The sequence below is a fragment of the Nitratireductor kimnyeongensis genome (assembly GCF_019891395.1).
In the GTDB taxonomy this organism is placed as follows: Bacteria; Pseudomonadota; Alphaproteobacteria; order Rhizobiales; family Rhizobiaceae; genus Nitratireductor; species Nitratireductor kimnyeongensis.
Window position 1 is genome coordinate 1,142,088 of record NZ_CP078143.1, and the last position, 18,984, is coordinate 1,161,071.

The 18,984-nt window shown below is 60.7% G+C and carries 18 protein-coding genes; 3 read left to right on the top strand and 15 right to left on the bottom strand.

What is annotated here, in order from left to right; all coding sequences use genetic code 11:
- Positions 1 to 61: 61 nt before the first annotated feature.
- The 8 genes from dgcN to hutI all read right to left on the bottom strand — a co-directional run bounded on the left by dgcN (position 62) and on the right by hutI (position 9,847).
- The gene (dgcN, locus tag KW403_RS05370; protein WP_223021709.1) at positions 62 to 1,057 is read right to left on the bottom strand and encodes an N-acetyltransferase DgcN; all 996 of its coding nucleotides are present in this window, start codon (positions 1,055 to 1,057) and stop codon (positions 62 to 64) included.
- A 159-nt stretch (positions 1,058 to 1,216) separates the two neighbouring features.
- The gene (locus KW403_RS05375) at positions 1,217 to 2,767 is read right to left on the bottom strand and encodes a TRAP transporter large permease (RefSeq protein ID WP_223021710.1); all 1,551 of its coding nucleotides are present in this window, start codon (positions 2,765 to 2,767) and stop codon (positions 1,217 to 1,219) included.
- A complete protein-coding gene (locus KW403_RS05380; RefSeq protein ID WP_223021711.1) occupies positions 2,764 to 3,273 on the bottom strand; it encodes a TRAP transporter small permease subunit in 510 nt (169 codons plus the stop codon). The genes KW403_RS05375 and KW403_RS05380 overlap by 4 nt, the downstream gene beginning before the upstream one ends.
- A gap of 58 nt (positions 3,274 to 3,331) precedes the next feature.
- A complete protein-coding gene (locus KW403_RS05385) occupies positions 3,332 to 4,423 on the bottom strand; it encodes a TRAP transporter substrate-binding protein (protein ID WP_223021712.1) in 1,092 nt (363 codons plus the stop codon).
- 27 nt (positions 4,424 to 4,450) lie between these two features.
- Positions 4,451 to 6,124 carry a urocanate hydratase gene (gene hutU, locus KW403_RS05390; RefSeq protein ID WP_223021713.1) on the bottom strand — a complete coding sequence of 558 codons (1,674 nt, stop codon included), beginning with the start codon at positions 6,122 to 6,124 and terminating at the stop codon, positions 4,451 to 4,453.
- Positions 6,125 to 6,127: 3 nt separating this feature from the next.
- Positions 6,128 to 6,931 carry an N-formylglutamate deformylase gene (gene hutG, locus KW403_RS05395; protein WP_223021714.1) on the bottom strand — a complete coding sequence of 268 codons (804 nt, stop codon included), beginning with the start codon at positions 6,929 to 6,931 and terminating at the stop codon, positions 6,128 to 6,130.
- 169 nt (positions 6,932 to 7,100) lie between these two features.
- A complete protein-coding gene (gene hutH / locus KW403_RS05400; RefSeq protein WP_223021715.1) occupies positions 7,101 to 8,642 on the bottom strand; it encodes a histidine ammonia-lyase in 1,542 nt (513 codons plus the stop codon).
- Positions 8,639 to 9,847 (bottom strand): imidazolonepropionase, encoded by a 1,209-nt coding sequence (hutI, locus tag KW403_RS05405; protein ID WP_223021716.1) that lies wholly within the window; start codon positions 9,845 to 9,847, stop codon positions 8,639 to 8,641. Before hutI ends, hutH begins: the two co-directional genes overlap by 4 nt.
- Before the next feature lie 109 nt (positions 9,848 to 9,956).
- Here hutI and KW403_RS05410 point away from each other — a divergent pair, with 109 nt between their 5' ends.
- The 3 genes from KW403_RS05410 to rpe all read left to right on the top strand — a co-directional run bounded on the left by KW403_RS05410 (position 9,957) and on the right by rpe (position 12,758).
- The gene (locus KW403_RS05410) at positions 9,957 to 11,327 is read left to right on the top strand and encodes a formimidoylglutamate deiminase (RefSeq protein ID WP_223021717.1); all 1,371 of its coding nucleotides are present in this window, start codon (positions 9,957 to 9,959) and stop codon (positions 11,325 to 11,327) included.
- Entirely contained in the window at positions 11,324 to 12,022 is a 699-nt protein-coding gene (locus tag KW403_RS05415) for a histidine utilization transcriptional repressor HutC (RefSeq protein WP_223021718.1), read from the top strand. Before KW403_RS05410 ends, KW403_RS05415 begins: the two co-directional genes overlap by 4 nt.
- Positions 12,023 to 12,086: 64 nt before the next feature.
- Entirely contained in the window at positions 12,087 to 12,758 is a 672-nt protein-coding gene (rpe, locus tag KW403_RS05420) for a ribulose-phosphate 3-epimerase (RefSeq protein WP_223021719.1), read from the top strand.
- 75 nt (positions 12,759 to 12,833) lie between these two features.
- Here rpe and pal read toward each other — a convergent pair whose 3' ends face one another.
- The 7 genes from pal to ruvB form a co-directional block, all read right to left on the bottom strand.
- Positions 12,834 to 13,337: a peptidoglycan-associated lipoprotein Pal gene (gene pal / locus KW403_RS05425; protein ID WP_223021720.1), complete on the bottom strand. Its 504-nt coding sequence runs from the start codon at positions 13,335 to 13,337 to the stop codon at positions 12,834 to 12,836.
- Positions 13,338 to 13,520: 183 nt separating this feature from the next.
- The gene (tolB, locus tag KW403_RS05430) at positions 13,521 to 14,828 is read right to left on the bottom strand and encodes a Tol-Pal system beta propeller repeat protein TolB (protein ID WP_246637903.1); all 1,308 of its coding nucleotides are present in this window, start codon (positions 14,826 to 14,828) and stop codon (positions 13,521 to 13,523) included.
- A 70-nt stretch (positions 14,829 to 14,898) separates the two neighbouring features.
- Positions 14,899 to 15,963, bottom strand: a complete 1,065-nt coding sequence (locus KW403_RS05435; protein WP_223021722.1) for a hypothetical protein — start codon at positions 15,961 to 15,963, stop codon at positions 14,899 to 14,901.
- A gap of 4 nt (positions 15,964 to 15,967) precedes the next feature.
- Positions 15,968 to 16,423 (bottom strand): protein TolR, encoded by a 456-nt coding sequence (gene tolR / locus KW403_RS05440; protein ID WP_223021723.1) that lies wholly within the window; start codon positions 16,421 to 16,423, stop codon positions 15,968 to 15,970.
- 9 nt (positions 16,424 to 16,432) lie between these two features.
- Positions 16,433 to 17,146 (bottom strand): protein TolQ, encoded by a 714-nt coding sequence (tolQ, locus tag KW403_RS05445; RefSeq protein WP_065818145.1) that lies wholly within the window; start codon positions 17,144 to 17,146, stop codon positions 16,433 to 16,435.
- Between the two features lie 282 nt (positions 17,147 to 17,428).
- On the bottom strand, positions 17,429 to 17,896 hold the full coding sequence (gene ybgC / locus KW403_RS05450; RefSeq protein WP_223021724.1) for a tol-pal system-associated acyl-CoA thioesterase: 468 nt from the start codon (positions 17,894 to 17,896) through the stop codon (positions 17,429 to 17,431).
- Positions 17,893 to 18,939 (bottom strand): Holliday junction branch migration DNA helicase RuvB, encoded by a 1,047-nt coding sequence (ruvB, locus tag KW403_RS05455; protein WP_223021725.1) that lies wholly within the window; start codon positions 18,937 to 18,939, stop codon positions 17,893 to 17,895. The genes ybgC and ruvB overlap by 4 nt, the downstream gene beginning before the upstream one ends.
- Positions 18,940 to 18,984: the final 45 nt, after the last annotated feature.

An 18,984-nucleotide genomic window follows, 5' to 3' on the forward strand; every position in this document is an offset into this window, starting at 1 on the left:
CGCATCATGGTTTCGGGGCAGAGTGATGGGTCAGATCGAGAAGCGCAAGTTCTGTCCGCTCTCAACCCAATGCGTCAACAAGACGCCCGGCGCCATGGCGGAACGGATCGGTGGTGGGCAGCCCCATGCGGGCCTCGATCTCTTCGAGGCAGGCTTCCGCATCGGCATCATTCAGCGCTGCAGTGTTGACGGATATCCCGACCACCTTCACATCCGGATTGACCACACGTGCTGTCTCCAACGCGAGATCGCGCAAAGCCTCCAGCGTGGGAAGCTGATAGTGCGGCAGACCGCGCATATGTGTGCGCGTAGGCTCATGACAAAGCACCAGCGCATCGGCCTGCCCACCATGGATCAAGGCCATCGTCACACCGGAGAAGGAAGGATGGAAAAGACTGCCCTGCCCTTCGATGAGATCCCAGTGATCGGCGTCATTGTCTGGCGTGATGTGCTCGATCGAACCGGCCATGAAATCTGCGACCACCGCGTCAAGCGGTACGCCCGAACCAGTAATGAGAATTCCCGTCTGGCCGGTCGCGCGGAATGTCGCTTTCATGCCGCGCTCACGCATTTCGCGCTCCATGGCAAGTGCGGTGTACATCTTGCCGACGGAACAATCCGTTCCAACAGCAAGGCAGCGTTTGCCCTTGCGCTTTTTCCCATCGCCAATCGGGTATTCTTCCTGAGGCACACGGACGTCATACAGCGCCGTACCCGCCTTTTCGGCGGCTGCAACGAGCGCCGGCTGAGCGGTTAGACGATTGTGCAGGCCCGATGCGATATCCATGCCCGCCTCAGCCGCTTCCACGAGCGTCGCCATCCAGCTTTGAGAGATCACACCACCACGATTGGCTGCTCCCACCACCAGGGTCTGCGCGCCGGCTTTCCTCGCCTCGGCGATGGTCATGTCTTTCAGCCCGAGATCAGCCTTGCAGCCATCGAGTCGCAACTGGCCCACGCAGAATTCGGGGCGCCAATCCTTGATGCCTTGAGCCACCTTTGCAGTCAGGGCGTCAGGGGCATCACCAAGAAACAGGAGATAGGGCGTCTTAAGCATGAGCGGGCGCTCCCTTGTGAATGGTTACCGGCTCATCAATGATCCACCCACACCTTGTCAAGCTTTGGTGGTCCAGACAGAGCAGTCTGGCTCAACAGTTGGATCGTCGCTGAGCCAGCAATCCTGTCAAACCCGCAGGTTATATTCCAAGGTGTCACCCTAGAAGATCGTGCCTGGCAACCATGTTGAAATTGCCGGAAGAAACCAGATCACCGCCATTCCGACAATCTGCAGGATGATGAACGGGATGACCCCGCGATAAATCTGCCCCGTGGTGATTTCCTTCGGCGCGGCAGCCCTCAGATAGAAGAGCGAGAAGCCAAAAGGCGGCGTCAGGAACGATGTCTGAAGGTTGAGGGCGATCAGGATGGAGAGCCACAAGGGGTCATGCCCCATCAGGATCAGGATCGGTGCCACAAGGGGCAACACGATCACCGAGATCTCCACGAAATCCAGGAAGAAGCCGAGAACGAAGATCATCGCCATCACGAAGATCAGCGCCCCCTGTGGCCCGCCCGGCATAGAGTGAAGAATGTCCTCGACCCGGGCATCGCCGCCGAGCCCCCGAAACACAAGCGAGAAGACGCTGGCCGTCAGGATCGTTGCAAAGATCATCGCCGTCACGGTCATGGTGGACGTGACGATGGGGGTGAGGATACCGCGTGCCCGGGCCTTGCCGATGGAAATCGCAATGGCGACGACACCGAGCCCCAGAAGCGTGGTCGTCAGAGCTGCCATGCTCCACTCGAAAAGGCCTGCGTCGCTGCGTTGCAGACGCACCGGAAAGAGCCCGGCGAGCACTGCAACCGCTCCGAGCGCAGCCGCACCCAGGACGATCAGCCTTGCGTTGCCTTCACTGCGCACGCCAGCCAAAAGCAACGCGCCTATGGCTCCGACACTCGCCGCCTCGCTTGGCGTGGCGATGCCGCCCAGAATAGACCCCAACACCGCGATGATGAGCAGAACCGGCGGCACAACTGCCCGCTGCACCTCCTGCCGGCTGGGTCGGTCACCAGCCTCCAGCAAGGCCGGTGCGGTTTCCGGCTTCAAGGCAGCTCGCGTCATGAGATAGGCGATATAGACTGCGACCAGTGTCAGTCCCGGCAACAATGCTGCGGCGAAGACCTGCCCTACCGAAATTGTCTCAATCGTGAATTTTCCCTGTTCATATTGCGCCTGCTGATAGGCGGTCGACATCACGTCGGACAGGATGATGAGAAGCGTGGACGGGGGAATGATCTGCCCGAGCGTGCCCGATGTGCAAACCACGCCGGCTGCGAGCTTGGGATCATAGCCATTGCGCACCATGGTGGGCAGCGCAATCAGCCCCATGGCCACCACGGTCGCGCCGACAATGCCGGTGGAGGCTGCGAGAAGCGCTCCCACCAACACCACCGAAACGCCCAGGCCACCCCGCAAACCGCCAAAAAGCCGGCCCATCGTTTCAAGAAGCTCCTCGGCGATACGGCTCTTCTCAAGCACCACGCCCATGAACACAAAGAGAGGGATGGCGATCAAAACGTCATTGGTAAGCGTGCCGAACACGCGCTGCCCAAGGGCGCCCAGAAGCCCGACATCGAATTGCCCGGTCGTCCAGCCGAGGAAAGCGAAGAGCGCAGCGGTTCCTGCAAGCATGAAGGAGACCGGATAACCGATCAAAATCGCGACGATGAGCGCCGCGAACATCAGGATGTCGAGGGGTAAGGTCATGCAGCCGGCTTTTCTTCACGAAGGCGCGCGATATCGCGCATAATGCAGGCAAGGCCCTGAATGATAAGCAAAACGCAAAAAGCAGGGATCAGTGATTTCAGCAGAAAGGAGGCGGGAATGCCTCCTACGGAAATCGCGCCTTCCATGATCGACCAGGAATTGCGAACAGAGGGCCATGAAAACCAGCCAATCATTGCGGTGGAGGGGATCAGGAAACAGAGCGCCCCAAAAATGTCGATACGGGCCTTTCCGCGTGATCCAAGAAGCCCGTAAAAAATATCGACCCGCACATGGCCATCAACCAGAAGCGTATAGCCGGCTGCCAGCATGAACAGCGTGGCATGCAGATAGAGAACGGTCTCATTCATGAAGATGAAGCTGATGCCGTAGACATAACGCAGCACAACGGTCCCGAACTGAACGAGAACCATCGCAAGCGCCAGCCAGCGCACCGTCGCCCCCACCGCCCGGTTGATCCGGTCGAGTTTTTCCGCAAGCTGCAGCATGAAGAGCGTTCCCTGAATTAAAGAGGCCGGGCGCAGACGCCCGGCCTCGTCGATTGTGTCAGCCGCCGTACTTATAATCCAGCGCACGGGCGTTCATCTGCCCATTGTCCGCATAGACCATGTAGTCGGCGATGCCGGCGCGATATTCGAGGAAACTTTCCACGATGCGCTTGACGAGTTCGTCGTCATCTTCGCGCAACTCGGCGATCACCTCTCCCGCGGCATTGCCCATGGCAACGATCACGTCTTCTGGAAGCTGCTTCACCTGCACGCCCTGCTCGGCCACAAGCTGCTTCAAGGCAGCGGCATGCTTGGTTGTGTATTCGGTCCAGACCGGATTGTAGAGCGATTCACAGGCATAAGTGACGGCCTGCTGGAGGTCTTCCGGCAGCGCGTCATATGCCGCCTTGTTCACCGCACACTCCTCGGCAGAAGACGGCTCGCCCACACCCGGCCAGTAGTAGTTTTTTGCAACCTGGTAGAAACCGAGTGCAGAATCTGTCCACGGACCAATGAACTCACCAGCGTCGATTGTGCCGGACTGCAAGCCTTGGAACATGTCACCGCCACCCATGGCTTGAACGGCCATGCCAAGCTTCGCACACATTTCAGAGGCAAGACCGGTGGTGCGGAAACGCAGGCCCTTCAGATCGTCCACCGAATTGATCTCGTTGCGGAACCAGCCCTGCCACTGCGGACCCGAATTGCCACACAGGAAGGGTTTCAGTCCGAAACGCCCATACATCTCGTCATAGAGCGCCTGACCGCCGCCGTGGATCAACCAGCCGAGCTGTTCATCGGCACGTAAACCGAAGGGCTGCGAGCCGAAGAGCAGAATGCCGCGCGACTTAGAGCCCCAATAGGCGGGAACCGCATGGTAAAGTTCGGCCGTGCCTTCCGACACGGCATCAAACACACCATTGCCCGGCACAAGTTCTCCGGCAGCATAGAGCTTCACCTCTAGCCGCCCTCCGGAGAGCGCGGTAATGCGATCAGCCAGCATCTGTGCTGCCACGCCTGGGCCCGGCAGGTTCTTCGGCCAGGCCGTAACCATCTTCCAGGTGATCTTGTCCTGCGCGATGGCAGGAGCCGCAAGACCGGTTGCCACACCGGCGACACCGGCAGTTTTCAGAAATTGACGTCTTTTCATGATGAAACCCCTCTTCTCGTTGTCTTGCTAATTTCCCAGAATCCCCGGCAGTCGCAAGCCCTTTTCCTTGGCCCAGTCGAGCGCAATGTCATAGCCCGCGTCAGCATGACGCATCACACCCGTTGCCGGATCGTTCCACAGCACACGCTCAAGGCGGCGTGCCGCATCCTCCGTGCCGTCGGCACAGATCACCATGCCCGAATGCTGCGAGAAGCCCATCCCCACGCCGCCGCCATGATGCAACGACACCCAGGTTGCGCCTGAGGCACAGTTGAGCAGCGCATTGAGCAGCGGCCAGTCGGACACGGCATCCGAACCGTCCTTCATGGCCTCGGTCTCGCGGTTGGGCGAGGCCACGGACCCCGAATCCAGATGATCGCGGCCGATCACCACCGGCGCCTTCAGTTCGCCCTTCGCCACCATTTCGTTGAAGGCGAGGCCGAGGCGATGCCGATCGCCCAGCCCCACCCAGCAAATGCGCGCTGGCAGACCCTGGAACGCAATGCGCTCCCTCGCCATGTCAAGCCAGCGATGCAGATGCTCATTGTCGGGCAGAAGCTCCTTCACCTTCTCATCGGTGCGGTAAATGTCCTCCGGATCGCCGGAAAGCGCTGCCCAGCGGAACGGGCCGACACCACGGCAGAAGAGCGGGCGGATATAGGCCGGCACGAAACCGGGGAAGGCAAAGGCGTTCTCCAGCCCCTCCTCCAGCGCCACCTGGCGGATATTGTTGCCATAGTCGAGCGTCGGGATGCCTTCGTTCCAGAAAGCAACCATGGCTTCCACATGCTCGCGCATGGAGGCACGCGCTGCCTTTTCCACTGCCTTCGGATCGCTCTCGCGTTTCTCCCGCCATTCCGCGACGGTCCAGCCCTTGGGCAGATAGCCGTTCACCGGATCATGCGCGGAAGTCTGGTCGGTCACCATGTCCGGCTTCACGCCGCGCCGCACCAGTTCCGGCACGATCTCCGCCGCATTGCCTACAAGACCGACGGACTTCGCCTCCCCTGCCTTCGTCCAGCGGTCGATCATTTCCAGAGCCTCGTCCAGCGTCTGGGCCTTTTCGTCGACATAGCGGGTGCGGATGCGGAAATCGATGCGGGTCTCATCACACTCGATGGCGAGACAACACGCGCCGGCCATCACGGCCGCCAGCGGCTGCGCGCCGCCCATGCCACCAAGACCTGCGGTCAGGATCCACTTGCCTTTGAGGTCCCCGCCATAATGCTGGCGGCCAGCCTCGACAAAGGTCTCATAGGTGCCCTGCACGATGCCCTGCGAGCCGATATAGATCCATGAGCCGGCCGTCATCTGGCCGTACATCATCAGACCCTTCTTATCGAGCTCGTTGAAATGATCCCAGTTCGCCCAGTGCGGCACCAGGTTGGAATTGGCGATCAAAACGCGCGGCGCATCCTTGTGGGTGCGGAAAACACCGACCGGCTTGCCCGACTGGACGAGCAGCGTCTCGTTCTCATCAAGTGTCTTGAGGGTCGCGGCAATGCGGTCGAAATCGTCCCAGGTTCGCGCTGCCCGCCCGATCCCGCCATAGACCACCAATTCATTCGGGTTCTCGGCCACATCGGGATCGAGATTGTTCATCAACATCCGGAGCGGGGCTTCCGTCGTCCAGGCCTTGGCATTCAGATCGGCCCCGCGTGGCGCGCGAACTTCACGTATGTTGTGACGCGGATTGGTCATGTTTCACTCCCCCTTCAAGGTCGGCGCGACCTCTGCAAGTCGCGCCAGAATGGCTTTGAGATGCGGGCGCAGGCGCGCCGCTTTGTCTTCGTCATAGTCGAACGGCACAGCCTCGCTTTTCAGATGCGTCGCCTGCGCCAGTTCCATCTGGATGGCGTGTTCACCCCGCTCCGGTCTGCCGTAGTGTCGCGTCGTCCAGCCACCGAGAAACCGCCCGTTCAGAACGCTCGAATAACCGTCCGCCGCAGCGCAGATACCCGCTGTCACCTTCTCGATTTCCGGTGCACAGGTCTTGCCGTGATTGGTGCCGATGTTGAAATCCGGCAATGGCCCCTCAAACAGGAATGGGCAGTTGGAGCGGATGGAATGGCAATCATAGAGGATCGCAACGCCATGCAGCGCCCTCACCCGCGCAATCTCGGCTTCGAGCGCGGCATGATAGGGTGCATGGAAGGCCTCAAGCCGCTGTGCGGTATCCTCAGCCGTCGGCTCATCTCCTTCGCGCCAGATCGGGCGATTGTCGAAATCCGTCAACGGCACAAGACCGGTCGTGTTTTGACCCGGATAGAGGCTATCGCCAGAAGGGTCGCGATTGGCATCGATCACATAGCGGTGGAATGTCGCCCGCACGGTGGTCACGCTGTCAATCAGGCCATCATAAAGCCTGTGCACATGCCAGTCCGTATCGGTCAGAAGCTGGCCCTGTTCGTTTAGCCGGGCCTTGATCGCCTCCGGCACATAGGTGCCCGTGTGCGGCAAGCCCAGAATGACGGGCGAAGAACCCTGATGCACTTCAACAGGGGTCATGGGTGGGCCTCCGATGATGGCGCCCGCCCCTCATCCGCCTGCCGGCACCTTCTCCCCGCACGCAGGGAGAAGGAAGCTGGCCGCGACGTGGATGCCTCCCTCTCCCCGCAGGCGGGGAGAGGGTAAGGGTGAGGGGCGAGCGCCATCGCAATAGAATCCATCTTTACCATCAAACCTCACTCCTCAATTCAGGCAGAATGCTTCCGGGAATGCTGGCATTCAATGCGCCGGAACCTACGAGTTCGATGGCCCGCTCCAGATCGGATGCCAGATAGCGATCCTCCTCCAGATCAGGCACCGCCTGTCGGATCGCCCCATGGGCGGCCGAAAGGGCCGCACTGGTTTTAAGCGGAGCGCGAAAATCGATCCCCTGCGCCGCCGTAACCGCCTCGATGCCGATAATGCCAAAGAGATTCTCCGTCATCGGGATAAGCCGCCGAGCGCCGTGGCAGGCCATGGAGACATGGTCTTCCTGATTGGCGGAAGTCGGCGTCGAATCCACGGATGCCGGATGTGACATCTGCTTGTTCTCGCTCATCAGCGCTGCCGAGGTCACTTCGGCAATCATCAAACCGGAATTCAGTCCCGGCTTCTTCGCCAGAAATGCAGGAAGACCGAAGCTCAACGCCGGATCGACCAGAAGCGCAATGCGCCGCTGGGCAATTGCGCCGATCTCGCAGATGGCAAGGGCAATCTGGTCGGCGGCCAGCGCCACCGGCTCGGCATGGAAATTACCGCCCGAAACCACGGTGCCATCGGACAAGACCAGCGGATTGTCGGTCACCGCATTGGCCTCGATGGTCAACGTGCGTGCCGCCTGACGCAAGAGATCAAGGCACGCGCCATCCACCTGCGGCTGGCAGCGAATGCAATAGGGGTCCTGCACCCGCTCATCGCCTTCCAGATGGCTTTCGCGGATCTGCGAGCCTTCGAGCAAAGCCCACAGAGCTGCCGCCGTATCGATCTGTCCTTGATGGCCTCGCAGCGTATGAATTTCAGGGTGGAAAGGTGCGGAAGACCCCATTGCGGCATCCGTGGACAGCGCGCCGGTGATGAGTGCGGAGCGCGCCGCGCGATGCGCCCGGAACAGCCCGGTCAGCGCCAGCGCGGTCGAAACCTGCGTGCCATTGATCAGCGCCAGCCCTTCCTTGGCCTTCAGCACGACCGGCGTGAGCCCGGCCCTGCGCAGAGCCTCGCCGCCGGAAAGCCGTGCGCCGTCAAAAAAGGCCTCGCCCTCGCCCATCATGGCAGCAGCCATATGTGCAAGCGGAGCTAGATCGCCCGAGGCGCCAACCGAGCCCTTTTCCGGGATCACCGGTACAACACCGCGCGCCAGCATTTCCTCGAGCAGCTTTACCAGGTCCATGCGCACGCCGGATGCACCACGGCCCAGCGAAAGCAGTTTCAACGACATGATCAGCCGCACGATGTTTTCACCCAGAGGCGCGCCAACGCCGCAGCAATGCGAGAGGATGAGATTTCGTTGAAGCGTCTCCACATCGTGCGGTGGAATACTCACGCTAGCGAGTTTTCCGAAACCGGTGTTCACACCATAAACAGCCGCATTGCCACGCGCGATCTGATCTATTCGCGCAGCCGCCGCTTCCACGCCCGCGTGGCAGCTTTTGTCAAGACGGACAGGCGTGCCATCACGCCAGATCTGCTCCAAATCCTGGATCGTCACCGCACCTGGAGTCAGAACAAGCGTCATGCGAAATCTCCTGCAATGCGACAATGAAGCGGATTGAAGCCAATGCGATAGGCAAGCTCGGCCGGGTGCTCTGCATCCCAGATGGCGATCTCGGCGCGCTTGCCGGGCTCGATCGTGCCGATCTCATCGGCCAGACCCAACGCCCGCGCGCCTTCGCGCGTGGCACCCGCCAGAGCTTCCTCCGGTGTCATGCGGAAAAGCGTGCAGGCCATGTTGATGGTCAAAAGCAGGGAGGCGAGCGGCGAGGAGCCGGGATTGCAATCCGTCGCAACCGCCATCCGCACCCGATGCTTCCGGAGCGCGGCCAGCGGTGGATATTGCGTCTCGCGCAAGGTGTAGAATGCGCCGGGCAAGAGCACGGCCACCGTTCCCGCCGCGGCCATGGCCGCAACGCCGTCTTCATCCAGATATTCCAGATGATCGGCCGACATGGCGCCATAAGAGGCCGCCATTTTTGCACCACCCAGATTGGAAAGCTGTTCGGCATGCAGCTTCACAGGCAGATCGAGCGACTTTGCCTTGTCGAACACCCGCCCCATCTGTTCGGGCGAAAAGGCAATCCCTTCGCAGAACCCGTCAACCGCATCAGCCAATCCCTCGGCCTGCGCGGCCTCCATACCCGGAAGCACGACCTCGTCAATATAGACGTCTTCCTTGCCGCGATACTCGGCGGGAACCGCATGGGCTGCGAGATAGCTCGTCTTGATTCGCACGGGGCGCAACGCTTCCAGACGGCGCGCAGCGCGCAGCATCTTCAGCTCGTCCTCAACGGTCAGCCCGTAGCCGGACTTCACTTCAACCGTTGCCACACCTTCGGCCAAAAGCGCGTCGAGACGCTTCAGCGCATCCTCGACCAGCGCATCCTCACTCATCGCGCGGGTGGCCGAAACGGTGGAGACGATACCGCCTCCAGCCCGTGCCACCTCTTCATAGCTTGCGCCCTCAAGGCGCATTTCGAATTCTTTCGCGCGATTTCCGCCAAAGACAATATGAGTGTGACAATCCACGAGCGCCGGTGTGACCAGCCGCCTACCAAAATCTGTTCTTTCCCACCCGGCATATGGTTCCGGCAGATCGTTCAGCGCTCCCGACCAGGCGATCCTGCCATCGTTTATCGCGATGGCCCCGTTCTCGATCAGACCGTATGGCGCGGCACCCTCGCACATGCTCGCCAATCGGATACCGCTAATGATACTCTGCGTCATGACAGGAAGATCCCTCCCTCCTTTTTGCAGGGCATATTGCCTGGGTGCGAATTATTGTCTACTATTATTCACATATGTATAGACATAACTAATCCAGGATTGTTGCTTCATGCAAGCCGTTTTTGCGCAGAATGCCCTCACACCAAGCGGTTGGCAGAAGGACGTGCTTGTAGAACTTGGTGATTCAGGCCGTATCAGCGCCGTCACGGCAAACACCCGGCCCCACAATGGCAGGACCACTCAGGTCCCGCTACTTCTGCCAGCCATGAGCAACCTGCACAGTCATACATTCCAGCGCGCAATGGCAGGTCTGGCGGAACGGCGTGGGCCGGCTGGCCGCGACAGTTTCTGGACCTGGCGCGAGATCATGTACCGGTTTCTCGACCTGCTATCACCGGACGATATAGAGGCGGTCGCCGCTTTCGCCTTCATGGAAATGCAGGAAGCCGGTTTCGCCGCGGTGGCCGAATTCCACTATGTTCACCACCAGCCGGGCGGCACTGCATATAGCGATATCGGCGAACTGTCTGAGCGCATCGCTGCTGCGGCAAACCAGACAGGGATCGGCCTCACTCTCCTGCCAGTCCTGTATCGCTATGGCGGCGTCGACCAACGCCCGCTTCAGGGCGGGCAGAGGCGTTTTGGCAACGATCTGGAGCAATTCCAGAAGCTGCTAGTCCGCGCTGAAGACTGCGTGGCAAATCTGTCGGCAGATGCGCATCTGGGTGTTGCGCCGCATTCCCTGCGCGCCGTCGGCCCAGATGACCTGCGCGAGGCACAGGCCATGCGCCCAGATGGGCCGCTTCACATGCACATTGCGGAACAGTTGCCCGAGATCGACGAAGTATCGGCAGCTTACGGTCAGCGTCCGGTGGAATGGCTGCTCGACAATTGTCCGGTCGACCAGCGCTGGTGTCTGATCCATTGCACCCATATGACCGATGAAGAAACCGCCAATCTCGCCGAAACCGGCGCTGTTGCCGGCCTTTGCCCCGTCACCGAAGCCAATCTGGGTGACGGTATATTCAATGGCCCGCGGTACCGGCAGGCCGGTGGCAGACTAGGCGTCGGCTCCGACTCCAACATTCGCATCAGCGTCGCTGAGGAGTTGCGCCAGTTGGAGTATTCTCAGCGTCTGCGTGACACCGCCCGTGTTGTGCTCGCAGAGCACGGGCAGTCTTGTGGTCGCACGCTTTTTGATGCCGCTTTGGCCGGAGGGGCGCAGGCGCTCGGCAGGCAGTCCGGCGCCATCGCGCCCGGACATTGGGCCGACATGATCGCCCTCGACCAAGCCGGATTTGTAGAGGGTGCCTACGATGACGCCCCATTGGACGTCTGGCTCTTTACGGGGGACAACTCTGCTGTGCGCGACGTGTGGTCGGCAGGTCGCCATTGCGTGCGGGAGGGCCATCACATTGAACGCGAGGCGATTGCAGCACGCTATGCAAGAGCACTCCAAAAACTGATGGAGCAGCTGTGACCAGCAAACGCGCCTCATTCCGCACGATCCGAGACGAACTTTCCCGGCGCATAGCCGAAAGAGTCTGGTTGCCGGGAACGCTGATACCCGGCGAGGAGGCGCTGGCAGAGGAATTCGGCGCCGCCCGCGCCACGGTCAATCGGGCCCTGCAGGAACTCGCCCGCGCCGGTATTCTCGAACGCAAGCGTCGTGCGGGCACCCGCGTGGCACTTCATCCGGTGCGTGAAGCCCGCTTCGTGATCCCACGCATCCGCCAGGAGATCGAAGGGCGTGGTTCTGAATATCAATACCGGCTACTAAGCGCTGAAGAGGCCGATGCACCTGAAGTCATCTGCGCACGCCTTAGCCTGCTTTCAAAGGCGAACATGCTGCATGTGCGCTGCCTCCATTTGGCCGACCGGGTTCCCTACCAATTCGAGGATCGCTGGATCAATCTGAACACCGTTCCCGATGCACGCACGGCCGATTTCACGCTGATGGGGCCAAACGAATGGCTTGTGGGCCACGCCCCTTTCTCCAATGCGGAATTCACGTTCATGGCCGGAGCGGCCAGTGCCGATGAAGCCTCCCTGTTGCAGATTCGGGAAGGCGATCCGGTCTTCATCGGCGAACGCATCACTTGGATGAAGGGCGAACCCATCACGCTCGCCCACCTCGTCCATCCGTCCTCGCACCGCATGGTCACGCATCTGTAAGCACCTCGACAAGCAGAGGCGGAGGCGTTAGGGCAAGCCAGTCTCATCGTTCCGGGAAACCGCCATGACCGCGCGTAACACGCTCATCGCCCCTTCCATTCTCGCTTCCGACTTCTCTCGTCTCGGCGACGAGGTCGAAACCGTCGCCAAGGCAGGCGCTGACTGGATCCACCTCGATGTGATGGACGGTCATTTCGTCCCCAACATCACCTTCGGCCCACCCATCATCAAATCCATCCGCGACCGCACCGACAAGGTGTTCGACTGCCATTTGATGATCACGCCGGCGGACCCTTTCCTCGCAGCCTTCGCCGATGCCGGCTGCGACGTCATCACCGTCCATGCAGAAGCAGGTCCTCATCTCCACCGATCGCTCCAGACGATCCGAAACCTTGGGAAGAAGGCCGGCGTTTCGCTCAATCCGTCCACTCCGGAGAATGTCATCGAATATGTGCTCGATGAGCTCGACCTTGTGCTCCTGATGACCGTTAATCCCGGTTTCGGCGGCCAGGCGTTCATCCCTTCCGTGGTCGAAAAGGTACGCCGTATCAAGGCCATGATCGGAGAGCGTCCCATCGACATCGAGATCGATGGCGGCGTCTCACCTGAAAATGCGGGGCAACTGGCCGCCGCCGGCGCCAATGTGCTCGTCGCCGGCTCCGCTGTGTTCAAGGGGGATGGTGAAGAAGCCTACACCCAGAACATCGCGGCGATCCGCGACGCTGCAAACCGCTGAGAACCCGGCTTGTTGTAACAAAAAGCCGCGCGGACATCGTCCAGCGCGGCTTTGTTCATTGTTGGGTGCGGAAGCTTAGCTGCTGCCACCATTCAGCACAGTGACCGCACGGCGGTTCTGCGACCAGCAGGAGATGTCGTCGCAGGTCGCGACCGGACGTTCCTTGCCGTAGGAGATGGTGCGAATGCGATTGGCGGCCACACCCTGCGCAACGAGGAAGTCGCGCGCAGAAGCCGCACGGCGGGCACCCAGCGCAAGGTTGTATTCACGCGTACCACGTTCGTCCGCATGGCCTTCCACGGTGATCGAATAATTCGTGTACTTGTTCAGCCACTGTGCCTGGCGCGTCAGAACCTGCTGCGCATCCGCACGGATGACCGACGAATCGAGGTCGAAGAATATCCGGTCGCCGACGCTAACGGTGAATTCCTGCTGCGATCCGGGAGGACCGCCTGCGCCGCCAAGGCCAATATCGGCAGCATTGTTGGGGACCTGCTTGTTAGCGCAACCAGCCAGGGCAAGAGCCGCTACCAGTGCGATGCCAACCGGGTTTTTGGCGATAGCTGCAATCGACAGCATTGCCACCTCTCCTTCAGATTAGAGATATTTTGTTCAACGATCAGTAACCACGTTGGCGTTAAGGACCCCTCAAGAAACGCGGTTAACAAACCCCTATCGGTACAAATCAGAGCCGTTATTTCGCGCAAACTAGCTCAAAATACGGCGGAAACGCGGCGAATCCGGCAGAAGCCGCCGCGATTCCTATTCCAAAAGCGGCGACCATGCCGGGTCCGAGCCATAGTTCGCGGTCGGAATTTTCTGCTCGTTGCGACCCGTGAGGTCGATCGAATAGAGCTGCGGTCCGGCCGAGCCGGCCGGCTGGCGGAAGAACATGATCACACGGCCATTGGGCGCCCAGGTCGGCCCTTCCTGAAGGAAGCCGGAGGACAGAATGCGTTCGCCGGAACCGTCGGTGCGCATGACACCGATCTGAAATTGACCGCCCGTCTGTTTGGTGAAGGCGATCAAATCGCCACGCGGCGACCAGACCGGCGTGGAATAGGTTCCATCGCCAAATGAAATGCGCTTCGCGTCCCCGCCCCCGGCGCTCATGACGTAAATCTGCGCCCGCCCGCCCCGGTCCGAGGTAAACACGATCTGTGACCCGTCCGGCGAGAAGGAGGGCGATGTGTCGATCGCATTGGAGGTCGTCAGCCGTGTGGTGTTGCGGCTTCTGAGATCCATGGCAAAGATGTTCGAGTTTCCATCGTCCCTCAAAAGGCTCATCACGATCTGCTGGCCGTTGGGTGAGAAACGCGGCGCAAAGGTCATACCGGGGAAATTGCCGACAAGCTCCCGCTGGCCGGTTTCCAGTTGCAGAAGATAAACCTGCGGCTGACCGCTCTCATATGACATGTAGGTGATTTCCTGGCGCGTCGGCGAGAAACGCGGCGTCAACACGATGGAGCGCCCATCTGTCAGGAAGCGCTGGTTCGCCCCGTCCTGATCCATGATAGCCAAACGCTTGACACGGTTGTTGCGCGGGCCGGATTCATCCACATAAACAATGCGCGTATCGAAGTATCCGGTCTCACCCGTGAGACGCTGGTAAATCGCGTCTGCAATGATGTGCGCCACGCGCCGCCATTTGTCCTTGCTGGTGAAGAACTGCTCACCGATCAGCTGTTGGCCGGCATAAGTGTCCCACAGTCGGAACTCCGCACGCAGGCGCCCGTCGGGTGTTTCGGTAACCTTACCGGTCACCAGCGCCTGCGCATTGATCACCGTCCAGTCCTGAAACCGCGGTGCCGCATCCGGATTGGAAATCTTCTCGATGAACGCGCCCTTCTCGATGGGCGCGAACAGGCCGGAACGCCGCAAATCGGCTTCGATGACGCTGGCGATTTCCGCCCCTTGTCCATCCGCGGAGATAAATTCCGTGATGGCTATCGGCAACGGTTCGACCACACCCTTGTTGATGTCGATCTCGACGACTGCCCGTGCCGGCAGCACCGCAACACCAAGCCCCGCGACCAGCGTCGCGATCAGGAAGGTCGCTCTCATGATCATCTGCATTTGCTCCTGCCTCTCCCGCTTTGGTTAGGCTCAAGCCCCCATCGCCTTGCGAATGGTGCTCAGGTTAAAACATGTCGCTTGGATCGAAGTGGACGATGACTTCGGACCAGGTATCGTATTTTGCCGCCGGCAGATTGTAAGGCGCACACTGCAGGACGGCACGCCTGGCGGATTCCGCCGCCGCGCGCTCCACCATGGTGCCATTGCCGCCGGCAATAATGCGCGGACTGCCTTCGATGTTCCCGCTCGGATCAAGTTTCATCTGGACGGAAACCTTGAGATTTTCCGCATCCAGCGCCCCGGCGGGCACGTTCCAGCAGCGCTGAATCTGGCCACGCAAAGCATCCATTTCGCTCTGTGAAAGCTTCTCGCCCGGTGTGCTTCGGCTGCCGCCGAGAGACGCTTGCTCTTGCGAGCGCTTTGCACCTCCGCCAGATGCCTTGTCCTTGTTCAGGAGCGCCGCAACCTCATCAAAAAGATCGTCGGAATTCTCTGATTTTGGCTTGGAAGCGGTTTTCTGTGCCGGCTTGTCAGCGTCCTTCCGCTCAGGCGCCTTGGCCGTGCTCGCCTTTGGCGGCTGCGGCCGCGATTGCGGCACCGGAGCGCTGTTTGGCAACGCCACGCTCTCGGTCGCTTCAGGCGCTTCCGCCACCACGGTCTCCTCAGGCGCGGGATCCGGCTTAACCTCCTGCTTGGGCTGCGGGTCTGGCCGCACTTCTGTCGCCGGCACGGGCGTCGGTTCAGCGGCCGCCTGCTGTTGCTCCGGTTCGGGCTTCGGTTCGGGCTTGGGCGTGGGTTTGGGAGCCGGCGGCGGCTCGGCCGTTTTCTCCACTTCGCGGTTGCGCGGTTCTGGGGTCGGCGGCGTTTTCAGATCGACATCATTGTCGCCGGTGTTCTGCGCGTTTTCGACGGGATCCGGACGCTTTGTCGGTGTCGGTGCCGGCTTCTCCGAGAGTGCCGCCTTCCTGTCGCCTTCCTGAATCTGCGTCATCGATTCTATCGGGATGATATCGACGGGCAGCGCTTCGACATCCGCCACCTCAAAGGCGCGGGGTGCCGACAGCGAGAACAGGCCGAAACCCAGCAGCGCCGCATGCATGGTCACCGATGTAACGAGACCCGCCTTCATTCGGTCAATTGCCTTCTTCCTGCAGCGTGACCAGGCCCAGATTGCGATATCCGGCGGCGGAAATACGCGCCATTACCCGCATCACGGTGCCATAATCGGCCGCTCGGTCGCCGCGCACATAAATGCGTTCGTCATAGCCCGAGCGCGCAATCGCCTGCAGCTTCGGCACCACTTCTTCGATCGGCACCTCGGTCTCCTGCAGGTAGATCTGGCCCTCATTGTTGACCGAAACCGTGATCGGCTGCGTCTCGGAGTTCAGCGCCTTGGCCTGCGTTTCAGGGAGATCGATCGGAACACCGACCGTCAGAAGCGGCGCCGCCACCATGAAAATGATGAGCAGCACCAGCATCACGTCCACGAAAGGCGTCACGTTGATCTCGGAGATCAGGCCCGTACGCGAACCGCGGCGGCCACGCCTCCGTCCGTTTCTTCCGCCCGCCGATCCGACTGACATACCCATTGTGCGCTCCTAAGCCGCCTTGGCGGCGACCTTCTCGTCGATCTGCCGCGAGAGAATGGTCGAAAATTCGTCCGCAAACCCTTCCATCCTGCCAGCGAGCTTGCCCGCGTCCGATGACAGCTTGTTGTAGGCGATAACCGCTGGAATGGCGGCCAGAAGGCCGATGGCCGTGGCCAGAAGCGCCTCAGCGATACCCGGCGCCACAACAGCCAGATTGGTGGATTTGGAACCGGCAATCGCCTGGAAGGAGGTCATGATACCGACCACCGTGCCGAACAGACCGATAAATGGGGCCGCCGAGCCAATCGAGGCAAGGAAGCCGAGCCGGCTCTCGAGCCGCTCCATCTCGCGCGTCAACGCCAGGTCCATAGCCTTGTCGATGCGTGTCTGCAGTCCGATAGGCGAGCGCGCGCCTTTCTCGAAGCTTTTTTTCCATTCCCGCATGGCAGCCACGAAAATCGAGCCCATGCCGGTTGTCTTGCGTTCCGAAAGCGCACGATAGAGTTCCTCGAGCGACTGGCCCGACCAGAAGGTCTTTTCGAAACGATTGAGAGCCGTGCGCATCCGCGCATAGGCAATCAGCTTGTCAACGATGATCGCCCAGGTCCAGACCGATGCGACAAGCAGACCGATCATGACCAGCTTGACTACCCAGCCTGCCTGCCAGAACAGAGCCCAGATCGACAACTCCCCACCCGGTGCGGCGAGCGTAACACTTTCCATGGATCAACATCCTCTTAAGATCAGGGCGGCGTACATCTCGGTCTCGGCCGCGCCCCTGCTTGCGTGCCGTTGCCTACGTCCGATCCGAGGCGTCCCCGCAAGATGCTTCAACGCCCCTTTATCCGGTAAATTTTGGTGAAAGGAAGGCGCACGGATTCGCTACGGATTTCATGGTTTTCTTCATGAACCGTTATGGTTAATTAAGCGTTAGGAAATAGGACTGTGACCGCGGATTCCGTTTGGGAACGGTGCTGAGTGGAAAAGAGCACCTGCCGAGGGGGCTCATGCACCCTTTGGCTTGAAGGCGGCGATCCACTCTTTCGGAAACCGCCGCGGTCGTCCCGATGAACCGATGATCGCCGCTTCGACCTTCGCTTCCACCAGCACATCCTCGCCACGAAGGAGCCGTTGCGCCATCTGGATGCGCGCGCCGGAAATCGTCTCCGTGCGTGTCTCCACCGTCACGATATCGTCCACACGGGCGGGCTGTCGAAAATCGATCTCCATGCGCCGCACGACCCAGGAAAGCACCTCGCCATGCTTGCCATCAGCCAGTTCGGTGTGGTGCACACCCGCGAGCCGCAGAAAATCCGAACGGCCCCGTTCCAGAAATTCGAGATACCGCGCATGGTAGACCACCCCAGTGAAATCCGTGTCGGCAAAATAGACCCGCGCCACGAGCCGATGTCCGAAATCGGTCAGTTCACCCGAAAGCCCGACGTTCAAATTCCCGTCAGCAGCGGCATTCATTCCCCATTCCCCTCCTGAAACAAGCTGATCTGGGCTTCCGCCAGTTCTTTCGGGGGTTGGAGCCCCATGTGACGCCATGCCCTGGCCGCCAGCACACGCCCGCGTGGTGTGCGCTGAATGAAGCCCTGCTGGATCAGATAGGGTTCGATAATGTCTTCAATCGCGTCGCGCGGTTCCGAAAGCGCCGCCGCAATCGTCTCGATACCCACCGGCCCGCCACCGAAGTTCTCCACGATCATCGTGAGGTAGCGTCGGTCGAGTTGGTCGAGACCGAGCGCGTCGACTTCCAGCCGCGACAGCGCCTCGTCGGCCACCTTCCGCGTCACTTCGCTTGCGCCCGCCACAGTGGCGAAATCGCGCACCCGGCGCAACAGGCGCCCGGCTATGCGCGGGGTGCCTCGCGCCCTTCGTGCGATTTCCTCGGCCCCGTCCGCAGCCAATGGCAGCCCAAGAATGCGCGAGCCGCGTGTCACGATCGATTGCAATTCGTCCACGGTGTAGAAATCGAGCCGTACGGGAATGCCGAAACGGTCACGCAGCGGCGTCGTCAGAAGGCCAAGCCGCGTCGTCGCCGCCACCAGCGTGAACTTGGCAAGGTCGATCTTCACCGAGCGCGCGGCCGGCCCCTCGCCAATGATGAGGTCGAGCTGAAAATCCTCCATCGCCGGATAGAGGATTTCCTCCACGGCGGGATTCAGCCGATGAATTTCATCGATAAAAAGCACGTCGCGCTCTTCGAGATTGGTCAAAAGCGCCGCCAGATCACCCGCCTTGGCGATTACCGGGCCAGAGGTGGAACGGAAATTTACTCCCAGTTCGCGCGCCATGATCTGCGCCAGCGTGGTCTTTCCCAGGCCGGGCGGCCCGACAAACAGCACGTGATCCAGTGCCTCGCCACGCCCGCGCGCCGCCTCGATGAACACTTTTAGATTGGCGCGCGCCGCCTTCTGCCCGACGAAATCGTCCAGCGACTGCGGACGCATCGTCGAATCCAGATCCTCACCGCGCTTGTCGGCTGCAATCAGCCTCTCGCCATCCGTCATTCGCAGGTTTCCATTTCACAACCACCAGAGGCACAAAGGGCAAAC